Here is an 18,385-nt window from a genome sequence, read left to right as displayed (position 1 = left end):
ACCATCCTTGCACGCTCGACCCCGGACTCATCACGGCAGCCTCCGGGTATACCAGTCCGACCGCCCGGACGGCGGCGCGACGCGCGCGGCGCCGTTGACGACGGCCAGTCCCGACTCGGCGACCAGCACCGGGTTCAGCTCCACCGACCGGACCTCGGGGACGTCGTCGACCAGCCGGGACATCCGGTGCAGCAGGTCCTCGACCGCCGCCAGGTCGGCGGTGATACCGCCGTGGTATCCCATCAGCAGTGCCGCTGCCTTGATCTCGCGCACCATCTCGGCGCAGTCGCGGTCGGTCAGCGGCGGTATCCGGTACGACCGGTCGCCCAGCAGCTCGGTCGCCACACCGGACACGCCGAACGACACCACCGGCCCGAACATCGGGTCCTCCTGCGCCCGGACGACGACGGGGACGCCTCCCGGCGCCATCGGCTGGACGACGAACCCGGCCTCGGCGGGATCGGCCAGCGTCGACGACATCGTCTGCCACGCGTCGCGGAGCTCGTCGGCGGTGTCGATGTTGCGCCACACGTCGGCGAGGTCGGGGCGGTGCCGCAGGTGCTCGGCGGTCGCCTTGAGCACCACCTCGCCGCCCAGCCGGTCGGCCGCGGCCACCGCGTCGTCCAGCGTCACCGCCGGGATCATCGGCAGCAGGTCGACGCCGTACGTGGACAGCAGCCGGCCGAGCTGCTCGGTGTCGAGGTCGGTGCCGGACTCCGCCGAGCCGCGCCACGCCTCGGCCACGACCCGCCGGGCGGCCTCCGGATCGCACCCCGCGACCTCGGGCACCGTCCCGCGGGAGCGTCGCCGCCAGCGCGCGTACGTCGACACGTGGCCCAGCGCGCGGACCGCCTCCTCCGGTGACGGGTACGACGGGACGGACCCGCGTGCGGGCACGCCGTGCTCGTCCACGACGCGCAGGCTCTCCGGCACGCCCCTGCTGCCCAGGAACGTCGTGACGACCGGCTTCGGCGAGGTGCGCGCCATCTGCGCGATCGCGTGCGCGACGTCGCCGCCGCTGGAGGCGTCCACCGCCGGCGCGAACACCACCAGGATCGAGTCGACGTCCGCGTCGGCCACCAGCTCGGCCAGCGCGTCCCGGTAGTCCCCGGCGCTCGCGGCGGCACCGAGGCGGACCGGATCACCGCGGACGTCGAGGCCCGCGTTCACGGCGGCGTCGACGGCGAGCAGGCACAGCGCCCCCGAGTTGCCGAGCACGGCGACGGTGTCACCGTCCGGCAGCGGCTGGTACGCCAGCACCTGGGCGACGTCGAACATCTCCGAGATCGTGTCCACGCGGATCACGCCCGACTGGCGGAACATCGCGTCGAGCGCGGGCTGCGGCGCCTCGATGGGCCGCACCGTGTGCCCCAGCGGGACCCCCTGTGTCGAGCGGCCGCTCTTGACCGCCACGACCGGTTTGACGGCCGCCACCCGGCGCGAGATGCGGGCGAACTTGCGGGGGTTGCCCAGCGACTCGAGATAGAGCAGCACCACTTCGGTGGCCCGGTCGTCGCGCCAGTACTGCAACAGGTCGTTGCCCGAGACGTCGGCGCGGTTGCCCGCTGAGACGAACGTCGACAGGCCGAGCCCGCGCGCCGCGCCGTCCCCGAGGATCGCGGTGCCCAGCGCGCCGGACTGGGAGAAGAAGCCCACCCGGCCCGCCGGCGGCACCACCGCGGCGAGCGTCGCGTTCAACGAGTAGGCGGCGTCGGTGTTGACGATGCCCAGGCAGTTCGGGCCGACGATGCGCATCCCGTGTGCGCGCGCGGTGCGGACCAGCTCGGCCTGGCGCTCGCGCCCAGCCTCCTCGCCGGTGTCGGCGAAGCCGGCCGACACGACGACCAGCCCGCGCACCCCCTTGGTCGCGCAGTCCAGAACGACCTCCTCGACCGCGTCGGCGGGCACCGCCACCAGCGCCAGATCGATGTCGTCCGGGACGGCCCGAACGCTCGGATAGGCCGGCACCCCCGCGATGGCGCTCGCCTCGCGGTTGACGGCGTACACCGGGCCGGTGAAGCCGCCCGCCACGAGGTTGCGCACCAGCGTCTGGCCCACGGTGTCGCGGCGGCGGCTGGCGCCGACCACCGCGACCGAGCGCGGTGTCAGCAGCCGCTCGATCGACCTGGCCTCGGCACGGTGCTCGCGTGCGGCCATGACCTCGAGCGAGTCGTCGGTCGGCACGATCTCGAACTCAGCGTGCACCACGCCGTCCTCGTACCGGCTCTCGACGGTGTAGCCGGCGTCGGCGAACACCGTGGCCATCCTGCGGTTCGTCGGCAGCACGTCCGCGACGAACCGGCGCACACCGCGTTCCCGCGCGACCTGCGCCAGGTGCTCGAGCAGCACACTGCCCACGCCGCGGCCCTGATGACCGTCCTCGACGAGGAACGAGACCTCCGCGTCGGTGCTGTCGACCCGTTCGTACCGGCCCACCGCGATCATGTCGTCACCGACCAGCAGGATCAGGGCCACCCTGTCGTCGTGGTCGACCTGGGTGAAGTGGTCGACGTCGCGGCTGCTCAGACGCGGATACGGCGCGAAGAACCGGAAGTACTTCGACTCGTCGCTCACCCGGGCGTAGAAGTCGACCAGCCGGTCCGCGTCGTCGGCCGCGATGGGCCGCAGGTGGGCCGTGGCGCCGTCGGACAGGACGACGTCGGCCTCCCAGTGCGCGGGGTACGCCGCTTCACCGTCCACGCTGCCTCAGGCTAGTCGTCCGGGGCGCCGTATCGGGTGAGCGTCACCACCGTCCGGACACGTAGTGTGTCGTGTCATGCGATTCGGACTCGTCGGCACCGGCTACTGGGCCCACGTCACGCATGCGCCCGCGATCGTCGCCACCGAGGGCGCGTCGCTGACCGCCGTCTGGGGGCGTGACGCCGACCGTGCCCGCGAACTGGCCGACGTGACCGGCGCCCAGCCGTACACGGGCAACGAGAACTACGACGCCTTCCTCGCCGAGGTGGACGCGGTGGCGTTCTCGGTACCGCCCGACGTCCAGGCCGACCTGGCCACCCGGGCCGCCACGGCCGGCAAGCATCTCCTGCTCGAGAAGCCGATCGCCCTGGAGGCGCCGGCCGGCCGGACGCTCGAGGCGGCCGTGCACGATGCGGGGGTCGCCAGCGTCGTCTTCTTCACCCAGCTGTTCCGGCCCGAGATCCGGACCTGGCTCGACTCGTGCGCGGAGTCCGAGCTCGGCTGGGAGGGCGGCTGTGCGCTGCTGCTCGGCTCGGTGCAGCGCGACGGCGGCCCGTTCGCCACACCGTGGCGACTCGAGCACGGGGGGTTGTGGGACGTCGGGCCGCACGCGTTGTCGGTGCTCGTGGCCACGCTCGGACCGGTGACCGCGGTCGCCGCGCACGGCGACCCGCTCGGCACCACGCACCTCGTCCTGTCGCACGCCGGCGGCGCGTCGAGCGTGGCCACGGTGTCCCTGGCGGCACCGGAAGCCGCAAGCGGATTCCGGGCACGGGTGTGGGGCGGCGACGGGCAGGCGGCAATGCCGGAGTCCGGCACGCCGGTGGTCGAGGTGGCCGGCCTCGCCGTCACCGAGTTGATGGCGACGGCCACCTTCCACGACCCGCCACACCCGTACGACGTCACCTTCGGCCGCGAGATCCTCGACACGCTGGCCGAGGCGCAGCGCACACTCACCGGGGCGCGGCGCCCCCTCGCCGACGACCCTCACATCTTGGCGTCCGGCGCCGAGTAGGCGTCCAGCAGCCGCCGTTCGGCGTGGTCGAGGGCCAGCCGCACGGCACCCAGCGCGACGGCGTCGTCGCCGAGTGACGACAACTCGAGCCGCGGAACCACGAGCGCCCGCCGGGCGAGCTGGCTGCGCACCGCGGACAGCATCGTCTCGCCGGCGAGGGTGATGCCGCCGCCGATGACCACCAACTCGGGGTCGATAGCGGCCAGGAACGGTGCCAGACCGCGCGCGAATCGCGCGGCTGCCTCGTCCACCACCCGGGTGGCGAGCGGGTCGCCGCGCGCCGCCGCGCTCAGCACCGTCACGGCGTCGCGGCTCGTATGATCGCCCAGCTCACGAGCTCGGCGGAAGATCCACGACGTTCCCGCAGTGGCCTCGAGCGGGCCCAGTCCCTCTGCCTGGACGCCCTGGGGCTCCTCCTCCAGGTCGATGAAGCCGATCTCACCGGCCGCACCGTGTGCGCCACGGTGCAACCTGCCCTGCATCAGCACCGCCGCGCCGACCCTGTAGCCCCACTGCACGAGGACGAGATCGTCGGCGTCGCCCCACCGCCCGTTCCACCGCTCGGCGACGACGGCGAGGTTCACGTCGTTCTCGACATGCACCGGACAGGGGATGCCGTCCTGTAGCGCGCGGCTGAGCTCCAGGGAGTCCCAGCCGGGGACCGACGGCGCCTGCACGACGGCGCCGCGGTATTCGTCCACGATGCCCGGAGTGCCGATACCGACCGCCGCCAGCGAGGAGCGGTCGACACCCGCCTCGTCGAGCACGAGGTCCATCGTGGAGTCGACGTGCTCGAGCAGAGCGGCGTAGGAGCCGGGCTCGTCGACGTCGCGCCGGATGTGGGTCACCACGTTGCCGTTCAGGTCCGCGACCGCGCAGTACACCTTGTGCGGCCCGACGTCGATGCCGAGGACGTGGCGGGCGTCGGCACGGAAGCGCACCACCCGCGCCGGGCGCCCCATCCGCGGCAGGTCACTCTCGGGCGCCTCGGTCTCCTCCACCCACCCGTCACCGATCAGTGTGGACACAGCGGCGGTGACGGTCGGCCGGGACAGGCCGGTGGCCTGGACGACGTCGGTCAGCCGCGCCGTCCCCGCGTCCCGAATGGCTTGGAGTACCGCGGCGCAGTTCATCAGTCGAAGCAGGTGCGGCCCGCCTCCGAGTCCGGATTGGGTCACTACGCCCCCTTGACACCGTGATGTCGAGTAGAGATATTGAAGAAAGCTTCGTTAGTAAGTCTAAACGAGATTCGTCGATCAGCCGACATCCTCGACACCCCAAGGAGAGCTCATGTCGGGCAAGCGAACCGTTCCTTCCTGTCGGTCCTCGCCATGGTCGCGCCGGCGCTCGTGAACCGAGCCCGTCACAGCCGAGATCGACTCCTGCGCCGAGCCCCTCCGGCTCGGTGACGACGCCGTCGAGCGCCGGCAACGCGCCCGAAGGCGGCCAGCCCGACCCCTCCCCTCGGCACCTCTGCACCCCGAACGCAAGTGAAGAAGTTTTCACTACTACGCCACGGTGACCAGATTCGGCACCGTGATCATTCACGTAGAACCGGCTATCCCCGGGAGGAAGCCATGTTCGGCAAGAGACCCGCATCGTTGCTCTTGTTCCTGGCCCTGCTGTTCTCGGTCATGGTCAGCGCGCCGGCCACCGCGCAGACGGTGGACACGCCACAGGACCAGGACCAGAACGCCACGTTCGCGGAGCAGTCCGCGGACGACGAGTTCGAGAAGACGCTCCTGACCCCCGACGTCCCGCAGCCCATGACGATGGACATGGCCGACGACGGCAGGGTGTTCATGACCAGCCGCGACGGCGTGGTCCGGGTGTATCACCCGGACACCGGCGAGGTGACCGTCGCGGCTGAGCTGAGTGTGTTCGACGACCACCCGTTGCCGTCGGACCCTGACATCGAAGGGTCGAAGAACCAGGAGGGCGGACTCCTGGGGCTGGCGCTGGACCCGGACTTCGCCACGAACGGCTGGGTGTACGTCTATTACACCAGCCGGGACGAGAACAACCACTTCCTGTCCCGGTTCGTGTTCGAGAACGGACAGCTCGACGTGTCGTCCGAGACCGTCATGTTGAAGGTTCCGTACAACAAGACGAACTGCTGCCACGTGGCGGGCGATCTCGAGTTCGACTCCGCGGGCAACCTGTATCTGAGCACCGGTGACGAGTCCACGCCGGACCTGAACGACCAGTACTCCCCGATCGACAGCCGGTCGGACCACTGGTACAACGACGACCGCAGGACGTCGGGCAACACGAACGATCTGCGCGGGAAGGTGCTGCGGATCACGCCGCAGCCGGACGGCACCTACACCGTCCCGGACGGCAACCTGTTCACCGGAGACGAGGCCGGCGGCGGCAAGACGCGCCCGGAGATCTACGCGATGGGGTTCCGCAACCCGTTCCGCATCTCGATCGACCCCGCCACCGATCGGCTGCACATCGGCAACTACGGCCCGAACCGACTGGGCGAATGGACCGAGCGCGGCCCCTGGGGTTTCGACCAGTACATGGTGACGTCGGAGCCGGCCAACTTCGGCTACCCGTTCTGTATCGGGAACAACTACCCGTACCGTCCGTGGGACTACGAGACGAACGAGCCGCTCGGCGACTTCTACGACTGCGAGAACGGCCCGGTCAACAACTCGCCGAACAACACCGGGCTCGAGCAGTTGCCGCCCGTGAAGCCGGCGACGATCTACTACCCGCGCAGCTGGGCCAACTGGCCGGACACCTGGGCCGGGATGCCGAGCGGTGAGGTCAACCCGATCCCCGAGCCGTTCCTGAACATGGGCACCGGCGCCGGTGGGCCGATGTCCGGACCGGTGTATCGCTACGACGAGAACCTCGAGTCCGACACCAAGTTCCCGGAGCACTACGACGGGCGCTGGTTCCTTCTCGACTTTCACCGCGGCCACGTCAAGACGGCCGAGCTCGACGAGAACGAGAAGATCACGGCCATCAACGACTTCATGCCCAACGAGACGTGGTCGGGGCTGATGGACGGCGCGTTCGGCCCGGACGGGTCGTTGTACGTGCTGGAGGGCGGCTCGTTCGGAGACAGCCCGAACGCCGGGCTCTACCGGATCGACTACGTGGGCAGCGCTCCCCCGCTCGGTGAATGCGTGACCGACGACTTCGCCGGGACCGAGCTCGACCGCGAGATGTGGCCGACGATCGTGCGCGAGGCCCCGGACAGCTACCGGCAGACCGACGGCGCGCTCGAGATCGACATGCTGCAGGGCGACATGATCAGCAATCATCTCAGCGACAACATCGTCACGAACGCGCAGAACATGATCCTGAAGCCGGTTCCGGGTGAGCGATGGGAAGCCGAGGTCACCGTGACGATGCCGGAGAATTCGGTCCGTCACGACCAAGCCGGGTTCATCATCTACGGTGACGACCAGAACTTCACCAAGGCGTCGTTCTTCCCGGCGTACGGCAGCAACGCCGACGGAAGATTCGAGTACCTGTTCCACCAGAACGGCGAGATCCGTTACGAGAGCGGCGTCGACAATCCCGCCATCACGAACGCGCCGCAGACCCTGACCATCCGGCTGACCAGCGACGGAGAGAACGTCTCCGCGGCGTATTCACGCGACGGCGAGTCGTGGGTCAACGTCGGGCGACCCGCCCCGGTCTCGCAGTACGAGAACCCCGAGTTCGGCTTCTTCGCCGCGCACGGCCCGAACGAGATCGCGAATCCGCTGACGGCCACCTTCACCGACTTCTCGCTGTGCGTCGGAGAGGACACCGGCGGCCCGGTGTGTCAGACGCCGGCGGTCGACGAGGGATACCGGGCGTTGTGGGACGGCTCAACGCTGAACGGCTGGAACCAGGCCGGACCGGGCGGATTCGCCATCGTCGAGGACGAGGCGCGCGAGGGCACGTGTGCTCTCGAGTCGACCGGCGATCCGGAAGGGCTCGGGATGCTGTGGCACGAGGAGCAGTTCGACTCGTACCGGCTGCATGTCGACTTCAAGGCCCGCGCGGCGGACGACAACTCCGGCGTGTTCTTCGGGTTCCCGGATCCCGGCGACGACCCGTGGATCGGGGTGAACCAGGGCTACGAGATCCAGATCGACGACACCGGCGGCTATCCGGACGCCCCGGACCGCGCCAAGACCGGATCGGTCTACACCTTCCAGGCGCCGACGTCGTTCCCCACCGTCGCCGGTGAGTGGAACGAGATGGAGATCGAGGTCGACGCCCCGATGGTCCGGGTGTGGATCAACGACGTGCTGGTCAACGAGTACGAGAACCCGGCCGACTCGGGCCGCGACCTGACCTCCGGCTACGTCGGGATCCAGAACAACCGGGTGTCGGACAACGTGCTCTTCCGCGACATCTGGGTCAAGGAGCTCGGCGACTCGCAGTGCCCGGAGCCGCAGACACCGCCCGAAGGCTACGTGCCGCTGTACGACGGCGAGACGCTGGACGGCTGGACGCAGGCCGGTCCCGGCGGGTTCGACATCGACGAGTGCGGGCTGCTCCAGCCGCACGGCGGCATGGGTCTGCTCTGGTACGACCAGCAGAAGTTCACCGACTACACGATGAGAGTCGACTTCCGGGTCCAGAACCCGGACGACAACTCCGGCGTGTACGTCCGCTTCCCCGATCCCCAGGGTGATCCGACCAATACGATCGACGAGGGTCACGAGGTCCAGATCTACGAGGCCACCGACGACCCGATGACCCGGACCGGCGCCATCTACAACTACGCTCCGGCCGAGCCGCTGGCCACCAACCCCATCGGCGAGTGGAACACGATGGAGATCGAGGTGATCGGCCAGGAGTACCGGGTGGTGCTCAACGGCACCGAGGTCACCACCTTCACCGGCGACGGCACCCGCCCGCTCGAGGGCTTCGTCGGCCTGCAGAACCACTCCGAGGGCCAGGCGCCCGGCGAGAGCGTCGAGTTCCGCAACGTCTGGATCAACGAGCACGAGACCGATCCGGAGCTGACCGTCGACGCGTCGGTGGAGCCGGCGGAACCCGACGGCTCCAACGGCTGGTACAACTCGCCGGTCACGCTGTCGATGGAGTCGAACGACCCCGCGGCGGAGTTGCAGTGGCGCACGCGGACCGACGAGTCCCGGTGGCGCACCTGGACCGAGCCCGTGACGTTCGACGCGGACGGTGTCTACGACATCGACTACCGGGCGATGCTGCCCGGTGACGGCGGGCAGGAGCCGTCCGAGAAGGAGATCCTCGTCGGGCAGAACGGGTTCGAGTTCAGCGAGACCGAGTTCAGCGTGACGCAGGGTGACACGATCAAGTTCCAGTACGTTCCCGGCTACGCGCACGACGTCGTGATCACCGACGAGAACGGTGAGGTGCTGGCGTCGCGCCCGCTGGGATCCGACTGGGAGGACGATCCGTTCTACTACGAGGCGACGGAGCAGGGCACGTACTACGTGTACTGCACGCCGCACTCGAACCGCCCGAACCCGGACGACCCCACGTCGTGGACCGGGATGGTGTCGAAGTTCGAGGTGACTCCGTCGAGCGGTGAGCCGCCGGTGTACACCGGCATCGAGGAGATGGACTTCTTGATCGATCAGTCCGCCCCGGCCACCGAGGCGTCGCTGACGGGCGAGCAGGCGGACGGCGCCTTCACCGGACCGGTGACGGTCACGCTGGAAGCCGACGACGCGACCTCCGGCGTGGCGCAGACGCAGTACCGGATGGCCGGTGACGAAGAGTTCACCACCTACGACACCCCGTTCACCGTCGAGGGCGCCGGGGAGCACGTGGTGGAGTTCCGCTCGACCGATGTCGCGGGTCGGACGGAGAGCCTGCAAACGGTCGAGTTCACCATCGCCGAGCCGGACCCCGACGCATGCCCGGACCCGGACATGAGGGACACCGTCGTCGTCGGTGACGTCGACAGTGGTGTGACCAACCACACGCTTGACGACGGCTGTACTATCAACGACCTCATCCACGAGGACGGCGACTGGAAGAACCACGGAGCCTTCGTGAGGCATGTACGGGAGGTGACCGGCCAGCTGGTGACCGACGGCGTGCTCAGCAACGACGAACGAGGCGCCGTCATCAGCGCCGCGGCGCGCAGTGACGTCGCACGTGGCAACGCCGCCAACCGCAGGGCGCGGTCCATGGCCTGACCCGCTGAAAAGCTGACGTCCGGCGCCGGTCCGCCAGGTGGTGGCCGGCGCCGGGCGCAGCGCTGTACGAGGATCGACGACTACAGGAGAAACCATGTCCAAACGACTCCGCCGGCTGGTCCCGATCACGGGCGCCGCCCTACTGCTACTGGCCGCATGCGGCGAAAGCGTCGATCCGCGGGAGAACACGGACAACGCCGGCGACGACGGCTCCGACGGCTCGGACGGCGGCAGCGGCGACCAGGTCACGTTGCTCATGGAGAGCTGGCGCAACGACGACCTCGCGATCTGGGAGGACGTCATCCTGCCGGCCTTCCACGAGCAGCACCCCGACATCCGGGTGGAGTTCCGGCCCACGGCTCCGGACGAGTACGACGCCGCGCTCGACGCGAAGCTGTCCGGCGGCACGGCGGGCGACCTGATCACGTGTCGGCCGTTCGACGTGTCACTGCGGCTCTACGACGAGGGTCACCTCGCGCCGGTGACCGATCTGCCCGGCATGGACGCGTTCGACGACATCGCGCGCACCGCGTGGTCCACCGACGACGGCTCGGAGACCTACTGCGTCCCGATGGCGTCGGTGATCCACGGCTTCCTCTACAACAAGGCGATCTTCGACGAGCTCGGCATCGAGCCTCCCGAGACCGAGGAGCAGTTCCACGAGGTACTCGACACGATCGCCCAGAACGGTGAGTACGCGCCGCTGGTGATGGGCACCGCGGACCAGTGGGAGGCCGCGACCATGGGCCTGCAGAACATCGGCCCGAACTACTGGAAGGGCGAGACCGGCCGGAAGGCGCTGATCGAGGGCAGCGAGAGCTTCGACGACCCACAGTACGTCGACGCGTTCGCCGAGCTCGCCTCCTGGTCGGAGTATCTGCCCGACGGCTACGAGTCGATCACCTACCCCGACGCGCAGAACATGTTCACCCTGGGTCGCGGGGCGATCTACCCGACCGGCTCGTGGGAGATCGCGCTGTTCAACGAGCAGGCCGACTTCGAGATGGGGGCGTTCCCTCCCCCGCCGCCAGAGGGACAGGACACCTGCTACGTCAGCGACCACACCGACATCGGCGTCGGCATGAACGCCGCCACCGAGCACCCGGAAGCGGCCCGGACCTTCCTCGAATGGACCACCTCGGCGGAGTTCGCGGAGCTGTACGCCAACGAGCTGCCCGGGTTCTTCCCGATGTCCGACCACGACGTCGAGGTACAGGACCCGCTGGCCAAGGAGTTCCTGAGCTGGCGCGACGAGTGCGAGTCGACGATCCGTAACTCGTACCAGATCCTCTCGCGCGGCGAGCCGAACCTCGAGAACCAGCTGTGGGACCTCAGCGCACAGGTGCTCAACGGCACCATCGAGCCCCAGCAGGCGGCCGCCGAGGCGCAGAAGGGCCTGGAGCGCTGGTACGAGCCACAGCAGAAATAGGGCGCCGGTTCGTTTCCCGCCGCAAAGGAGCACACATGAGCCGACTCCGGGACTCGGTGCCGCCGGACGAGGTCGGCACCACGACCGTCGCCACGGGCGCGGACGCGGTCGCCACGCCTCCGGCCGCACCGCCTCGCCGGCGGCGTTTCCGGACACACCTCCTCGTCTTCATCGCGCCCGCCGCGGCGATCTACACCGTGTTCATGGTCTACCCGCTGCTGGACTCGCTGCGGTTGAGCATGTTCGCCCCCAGCGACGGCGGGCAGGTGTTCGTCGGTTTCGACAACTTCGTCCACCTGCTCACCGACGACCTGCTCGCCTCCGCGTTCTGGAACGCGGTGTGGAACAACCTGGTGTTCTTCGCCGTGCACTTCTTCGTGCAGAATCCGATCGGGCTGTTGCTGGCGGCGCTGCTGGCCGGACCCGCGCTCAAAGGCCGCGCCACCTACCAGGCGTTGTTGTTCATCCCGACGACGTTGAGCGTGGTCATCGTCGGATTCATCTGGCAGCTCATCATCAGCCCGATATGGGGCTTCGTCGACACACCGCTGCTGGGACAGTCGAGCACCGCGCTGGTGACACTGGCGCTGATGTCGGTCTGGCAGTACATCGGCATTCCGATGATCCTGTTCTACGCCGTGCTCATCAGCATCCCCGACGAGCTCACCGAGGCGGCCAGGGTCGACGGAGCCGGCGGATGGTCGACCTTCTGGCGGGTCAAGTTCCCGCTGTTGCTGCCGACCGTCGGCGTCGTCTCCGTGGTGACCTACGTGGCGAACATGAACGCCTTCGACCTCATCTACACCGTCAAGGGCGCTCTGGCAGGGCCCGACTTCGCATCGGACATCATGGGGACGTTCTTCTTCCGCACGTTCTTCGGGTTCCAGCTGCAGGAAGGCTCCAGCACCATGGGCGCCACCGTGGCCACCATGATGTTCCTGCTCATCCTGGCCGGCGTCCTCCTGTACTTCTACGGCTGGCAGCGGCGCGTCGAGAGCTACCAACTGTGAGGAGCCCAGTGTGAACGCTGTGAACACCCCTACGCGCGGTGTCGCCGTCGGGCCGACGGCGCGCCGTCCGCTGCGGGCGCGCGCGGGCACCGCGGTTCCGCACGTCATCCTGCTCACCTACGTCGTCGTGGCGTGCGGGCCGATCGCGCTGATCGTCATGAACGCCTTCAAATCCCGCCAGGCGATCTTCGACGAGCCGTTCGCGATCCCCACGCCCGACACGTTCGACGTCAGCGGGTTCCAGACTGTTTTCGAACGGGCGCAGTTCGAGCTCTACTTCCTCAACAGCTTCATCGTGACCGTGAGCACGATCTTCCTGGTGCTGCTGCTGGGCTCGATGGCCGCGTTCGCGCTCGCCGAGTACCGGTTCGCCGGCATCACGGCCCTGTCGCTGTACATGGCGCTGGGGATCATGATCCCCATCCGCCTCGGCACGGTGGGCATCCTGGACCTGATGGTCCGCATCGGGTTGGTGAACTCGCTGTTCGGGCTGGTGCTCGTGTACACCGCGATGGGGCTGCCGCTGGCGGTGTTCGTCCTGACGATGTTCTTCAAACAGGTGCCCGGCGATCTGAAGGACGCCGCCCGGATCGACGGCGCGAGTGAGTACCGCGTGTATCGCATCGCTGCTCCCCTGGTGCGTCCGGGGCTCGCCGCCATCGGCGTGTACACCATGCTGCCGATCTGGAACGACCTCTGGTTCCCGCTGATCCTCACGCCGGGCGAGAGCGCACGGACGGTGACGCTCGGCGCGCAGCTGTTCCTCGGGCAGTTCGTCACCGACTGGAACGCCGTGCTGGCGGTGCTGACGCTGGCGGCGCTGCCGATGATGGCCCTGTTCATCATCTTCTCGCGGCAGTTCATCCGCGGTCTGACCTCGGGAGCGATCAAATGAACCGAACACGGATCGGAATCGTCGGCACGGGCTTCATGGGGTCCGTGCACGCGGCGGGCTGGGCGGCCTGCCCGGACGCCGAGCTCACGGCGGTGCTCTCCGGCCCGGGTGGTTCGCCGGATCCGCTGGCGCGCGAGTACGGCATGCACGCGTGCGACGACCTGGACGAGCTGCTCGACCGGGTGGACGTCGTCGACGTGTGCGTGCCCACGGACGTGCACCACGAGATCACGGTGCGCGCGGCCCGCGCCGGGCGCTCGGTGGTCTGCGAGAAGCCGCTGGCCCGCACGCCGGCCGCGGCGGCCGACATGATCACGACGTGCCGCCAGGCGGGCGTCGCGCTGCTGCCGGCGCACGTCGTGCGGTTCTTCCCCGAGTACGCGGCGGCCAAGGCGGCGGTCGACGACGGGGCGGTCGGTGAGCCCGCGGTCGTCCGGCTGGCCCGCTCGACGTTCCAGCCGCAGCAGCCGGGGAGCTGGTACGTGGACGAGGCACGCTCGGGCGGCCTGCACTTCGACCTGATGGTGCACGACTTCGACTACGCACGCTGGGTCGCCGGCGAGGTGGTCGGGGTGTACGCGCGCAGCGTGCGCGCCTCCCGGGCCGAGGCCGACGCCGGCTCCGTTCCCGACCACGTCCTGGCCATCCTGCGCCACGCCTCCGGCGCCATCAGCCACGTCGACGGGTCGTGGGCCCACCCGCCGCCCACGTTCCGCACCCGGGCCGAGATCGCCGGCACCGGCGGCGTCCTCGAGCTCGACTCCGACCGCAGCGCACCGGTGCGCCCGAACGTCCGCACGAACTCGCCGTCCGCGCAGATGCCGCTGCCGTCCAGCCCGCTCGCCGAGCCCCCGCACACGGTCCAGCTACGGCACTTCCTCGACGTCCTGCGTGGTGCGGCCGAGCCGGTGGTCACCGCCGAGGACGCGCTCGCCGCGGTGAGCATCGCGGCGGCGGTCGGGCAGTCGATCTCCACCGGCCGTCCCGCCGACGTGGAGGCCACGGAGGTCACCGAGGGCACGGAGGTCATGGAATGAGAGTCGGATTCCTGTCCAGCGCACACGTGCACGCCGACGCCTACGTCGCCAACTTCCGGGCCGCCGGGGTCGAGGTCGCCGGTGTCACCGACGACGACGCCGAGCGCGGCACCCGGTGGGCACAGGCACACGACGTCCCGTGGCGTGCCTCGCCGGAACAGCTGCTGGACGATGGTGTCGACGCCGTCGTCGTCTGCTCCGAGACCGTGCACCACCGCAGCCTCGTGGAGCGGGCCGCGGCGGCAGGTGTCGCGGTGCTCTGCGAGAAACCGCTGGCCACGAACGAGGACGACGCGCGCGCGATCGTCGCCGTCTGCGCTGAGGCCGGTGTGCCGCTCATGACGGCGTTCCCGATGCGGTTCAGCCCGCCGTTGCGGGAGACCGCCGGTCTGCTCGCCGACGGCGCGCTGGGGCACGTGTACGCGTGTTCGGGCACGAACCAGAGCGTCCTGCCGATCAGGCACGGCGCCTGGTTCGCCGACCCGGTGCTGGCCGGGGGCGGCGCCGTCATGGACCACACCGTCCACCTCGCCGACGTGCTGCGCTGGTACCTGGGCCACGACCCGGTCGAGGTGTACGCGGCGACCAACCGCGTCCTGCACCGCGACGCCGTGAACGTCGAGACCGGCGGGCTGGTGATGCTCACGTATCCCGACGGCGTGTTCGCGACCATCGACTCCAGCTGGAGCAGGCCCGACGACTACCCCACGTGGGGCGGGCTCACGCTGGAGCTCGTCGGCGAGAACGGCACGATCGGCGTCGACGCCTTCGGCCAGCACCTGACGGTCCACGGCGGATCACAGGGGCCGTTGGCGTGGCCGATGTGGGGGTCGGATGCCAACCAGGGGATGATCGACGAGTTCGTCGATGTGGTCCGCACCGGCCGTACGCCCTCCGTGACCGGTGCGGACGGCCTGGCCGCCACCCTGGTGGCCCTCGCGGCGTACCGCTCGGCGGCCGGCAACGAGCCCGTGCGCTCGTCGCTGCGCCCTTGAGCGCGGCGTCGCCCGGCCGTCCGCCGAGGCGGTTTTCCACAGGCTCCGCGCGCCGCCATGGCCAGTCGGCGACGGGCACGGCAGACTGCACACGTCGGTGTCCGTGTCCCGAAGGCGAACTCGGAGCGACATCTCACCCGAAATACGGGCCAAACCTTGACATGATCGTCACAACCCGGAAAGAGTTCACGTCGTACGCATCTCCGAGCAGGGAGTAAGGGGGGTCGACACGTTCGCATTCGATCAGCACGCCAGGTCGCAGCCGTGCTGATCCGAGAAAACTTCGTGCCGCCGCCCACAGGCTCGGAACCAACGGCGAGCCCTCGGGCGATGCGCGCGAAGAAGCGTCATCCACGCACCTCATCCGCAGAGAGGAGCGCACATGCGCTACCGCAACATCGCCGTCACCACGGCGGTCACCGGGCTGGTCGCACTCGGGTTCGCCGCTCCGTCACAGGCCGGTCTCACGACCTTCTGTGACGGCGTCGCCTCGGACGTCTCCGTACCCGGTGACCTCGTCGTCCGCTCGGGCGACTCGTGTGAGCTCACCAACGTCACCATCGACGGCAACGCGATCGTCCGCGCCGACGCCGACCTGCTGCTCGACAACGCCACGGTGAACGGCACAGTCCGTGTCCGTGACAACGGGTTCGCCGACGTCATCGGTTCGGAGGTGACCGGCAACGTCCGGCTCGCCACCGCCTACGGCGCCTACGTGGAGGACACCTCGGTCGGCGGGAACGTCAACGCCACCGACTCCGGCTTCTTCTACAGCGTCGGTTCGACGCACAGCAGGAACATCTCGTCGACGAACGGCGAGACGTTCCTCGAGAGCGGCTGGGTCAGCCGGAACCTCACCACCGAGGGCGACGCGCTGACCGACGTCTACGACACGGTCGTCGAGCGCAACGTGTCGGTCTCCGGTGCCTCGCAGGGCAGCGTCTTCTGCCTCTCCGAGGTGGACGGCGACGCGTCGTTCAGCGGCAACGGCGACATCCTGCAGGTCGGCGCGACGGCTCCGCTGTCGGGCTGCGGCTTCAACGTGTTCGGCGGCAACCTCAGCATCACCGACAACACCGCCGAGTCGTACGTCTCCGGCAACGTCGTCCGTGGCGACCTGACCTGCTCGGGCAACGACCCGGCGCCGGTCGCGGAGAACAACCGGGTCCGCGGCACCGAGGACTGCGGCGCCGAATCCGCGATCAGCACCATGAGCCAGCGCCGCACCATGGGCCCGGCCGAGGAACGCAAGGCCGAGGTCAAGGCGGACATCGAGGCTCGCTCCGACGCGGGCTCCGACGCCGCCGAGGACGCGGGGCACGCGTTCCGCTGATCACCGCACACCGGTGACACACTCGTGACACACCGGTGACACCGCTTCGCGGGCGGTGGGTGCAAGGCTCCGGCCTGCACCCGCCGCCCGCGAATCACGTTCACGGAGATCCCTGCGGCCCATGCGCTCACCCGTGCGCGCCCACGCCGTTGTTGTCTCATGATCGCCGCCACGAAGGACCCGAGTTGACGCTGGTCACCCAGACACGACGGCTTCCGCTCACACACGACCCCCGCCTCGACCGTCCGGGTTCGGTCGTGTCGCCGGATCCGCATGACCGTCACCGCTCGCTGTGCGTCCGCGAGCGAACACGATCATCGGGAACGGGCGGGAACGGCCATGATCAATGCGAGAAGGGCCCGCGCACACCGGACACGCACGGTGTGAGGACAGTGTCGCTCCGGCAGAACGGTGTGAGGTAGCTGTCGCTATTCCGACACCACCGCCGCACCGTGCGGGCACGGGGCGCGGTGCGAGTCCAGGACACGAACGAGGTGCGGGTGGACACCTGTCGGCGTCCACCCGCACCTCGCGGTTCTCCCGCGGCCGCTCCGGATCGCGGCCGGCCGCGCCCCCTACTACGCGGCCGCCTGCGGATCCATGGCCGCGTCCTCGAGCACCTCGAGCGGCACCGCGCCGACCAGCAGCCGCCCGTCGTCGAGCAGCAGCGCCGAGACGATGTCGTTGCTCATGGCGCGCCCGGTCCCGTACGGCCCGGACACCTTCTCGAACTCACCGAGGAGCGCGTCGACCGTCGGGGCCTTGCCGTCCATCGATTTCGTGAGGTCCTCCAGGCGCACGTCGCGCACCACGGCCACCGAGGTCCATCCGCTGCCGACGACGCTCACGTCGCTCGGGGCGGGCACGTCCTCGGCGTTCGCGTTCCCGTGCCCGTTCGGGCCGTGCGGCGACTGCCGCTTCAGCTCCTGCGGGTCGACCTCTTCGACCTCCGTCCCGGCGGGCGGGTTGAAGTCGTACACCGACTCGTCGGGCTCGCCGAACGTCACGGACGTGAAGCCCATCTCGAAGACGGGGTCGCCGCCCTCGCTGCTGAGGATGCGCACCCGCAGCGGAAGCCCGTGCTCTCCGTCGACGGCGAGGCGGATCGACCCGATCAGCGACTTGTCGTCCTTCGGGCTGACGACCAGTTCGTAGGCGTCGCGGCCGGCGACCGTGGCGGTCCCGTCCACGGCCACGTCCGTCGTCGGCGCGATGGCCTGCAGCGCCATGGCCGCCGCCGCACCCGGGGTGCCCATGGGCGCGTTCTCGGGCAGCGTCATCTTCTGCTCGGAGTCCTTGGTGGACACGGTGGTGTGCGTCGCCGACTCGTGCTGGCTGTTCCAGAACCAGACGTCCTGGCCGTTCCGGATGAAGTCGGTCTCGGCGAGCTCGTCCTGCAGCGCCACCCGGAAGTTCTCGGTGTCGGAGTACCAGATGCGCGCGGACGTGGACCCTGTCAGCAACGACAGCGCCGTGGTGGACGCGGAGCCGGCGTCCGCCGCGCCCGTACCGGGGATCTCCGGCAGGCCCAGGTCGGCCGACTGGACCACGGTGCCGGAGAACGCCACGTCGCGTGCCCCGGCCAGCTCGACCAGCAGCTCCGTGGCGGAACGCTCTGGGAGTTCGGAATCGGCGCCGGCGATCACCGGTCCGACCGCGGCGGCCGCCACCGCCACGGCGGCCACGCCTGACGGCAGCGCCCATTTGACCACCGGGCGGCGGAGAATGGAGGTTTGCATGGTCGTTCTCCTGACGATCGTGTACGTCGTTCGAGCCACGGTTCGGCTCGATGGCACCCACTCTGCGACGGGCGGCCTGTGAAGAC

Annotated in this window: 11 protein-coding genes; 8 read left to right on the top strand and 3 right to left on the bottom strand. The window is 69.5% G+C overall.

What is annotated here, in order from left to right; all coding sequences use genetic code 11:
• Positions 1 to 30 precede the first annotated feature (30 nt).
• Positions 31 to 2,700 (bottom strand): bifunctional acetate--CoA ligase family protein/GNAT family N-acetyltransferase, encoded by a 2,670-nt coding sequence (locus tag CLV30_RS12050; protein ID WP_106537447.1) that lies wholly within the window; start codon positions 2,698 to 2,700, stop codon positions 31 to 33.
• Positions 2,701 to 2,776: 76 nt separating this feature from the next.
• On the opposite strand from CLV30_RS12050, the gene CLV30_RS12045 reads away from it, so the two are divergent.
• Positions 2,777 to 3,715 (top strand): Gfo/Idh/MocA family protein, encoded by a 939-nt coding sequence (locus tag CLV30_RS12045; protein ID WP_106537446.1) that lies wholly within the window; start codon positions 2,777 to 2,779, stop codon positions 3,713 to 3,715.
• Here the strand turns inward: CLV30_RS12045 and CLV30_RS12040 are convergent.
• Positions 3,688 to 4,893: an ROK family transcriptional regulator gene (locus CLV30_RS12040; RefSeq protein ID WP_205740769.1), complete on the bottom strand. Its 1,206-nt coding sequence runs from the start codon at positions 4,891 to 4,893 to the stop codon at positions 3,688 to 3,690. The genes CLV30_RS12045 and CLV30_RS12040 overlap by 28 nt on opposite strands.
• Positions 4,894 to 5,292: 399 nt before the next feature.
• Between CLV30_RS12040 and CLV30_RS12035 the strand changes: the two genes are divergently transcribed.
• The 7 genes from CLV30_RS12035 to CLV30_RS12005 all read left to right on the top strand — a co-directional run bounded on the left by CLV30_RS12035 (position 5,293) and on the right by CLV30_RS12005 (position 16,560).
• Positions 5,293 to 9,861 (top strand): 3-keto-alpha-glucoside-1,2-lyase-like domain-containing protein, encoded by a 4,569-nt coding sequence (locus tag CLV30_RS12035; protein WP_106537444.1) that lies wholly within the window; start codon positions 5,293 to 5,295, stop codon positions 9,859 to 9,861.
• Positions 9,862 to 9,955: 94 nt separating this feature from the next.
• Positions 9,956 to 11,290: an ABC transporter substrate-binding protein gene (locus CLV30_RS12030; protein ID WP_106537443.1), complete on the top strand. Its 1,335-nt coding sequence runs from the start codon at positions 9,956 to 9,958 to the stop codon at positions 11,288 to 11,290.
• A 35-nt stretch (positions 11,291 to 11,325) separates the two neighbouring features.
• Complete coding sequence (locus CLV30_RS12025) at positions 11,326 to 12,300, top strand: carbohydrate ABC transporter permease (protein ID WP_106537442.1); 975 nt, start codon at positions 11,326 to 11,328, stop codon at positions 12,298 to 12,300.
• Positions 12,301 to 12,370: 70 nt separating this feature from the next.
• A complete protein-coding gene (locus tag CLV30_RS12020; protein ID WP_420841992.1) occupies positions 12,371 to 13,195 on the top strand; it encodes a carbohydrate ABC transporter permease in 825 nt (274 codons plus the stop codon).
• Positions 13,192 to 14,232: a Gfo/Idh/MocA family protein gene (locus tag CLV30_RS12015; RefSeq protein ID WP_106537440.1), complete on the top strand. Its 1,041-nt coding sequence runs from the start codon at positions 13,192 to 13,194 to the stop codon at positions 14,230 to 14,232. Before CLV30_RS12020 ends, CLV30_RS12015 begins: the two co-directional genes overlap by 4 nt.
• Entirely contained in the window at positions 14,229 to 15,227 is a 999-nt protein-coding gene (locus CLV30_RS12010; protein WP_106537439.1) for a Gfo/Idh/MocA family protein, read from the top strand. Before CLV30_RS12015 ends, CLV30_RS12010 begins: the two co-directional genes overlap by 4 nt.
• Positions 15,228 to 15,609: 382 nt before the next feature.
• Entirely contained in the window at positions 15,610 to 16,560 is a 951-nt protein-coding gene (locus CLV30_RS12005) for a hypothetical protein (protein WP_106537438.1), read from the top strand.
• A 578-nt stretch (positions 16,561 to 17,138) separates the two neighbouring features.
• Here CLV30_RS12005 and CLV30_RS12000 read toward each other — a convergent pair.
• Positions 17,139 to 18,299, bottom strand: a complete 1,161-nt coding sequence (locus tag CLV30_RS12000; RefSeq protein ID WP_165358589.1) for a LolA family protein — start codon at positions 18,297 to 18,299, stop codon at positions 17,139 to 17,141.
• Positions 18,300 to 18,385: the final 86 nt, after the last annotated feature.

The organism is Haloactinopolyspora alba, from assembly GCF_003014555.1.
GTDB classification, from domain to species: domain Bacteria; phylum Actinomycetota; class Actinomycetes; order Jiangellales; family Jiangellaceae; genus Haloactinopolyspora; species Haloactinopolyspora alba.
Note: the sequence above shows the minus strand (reverse complement) of the source record. Positions and strands in the feature narration are given on the sequence as shown.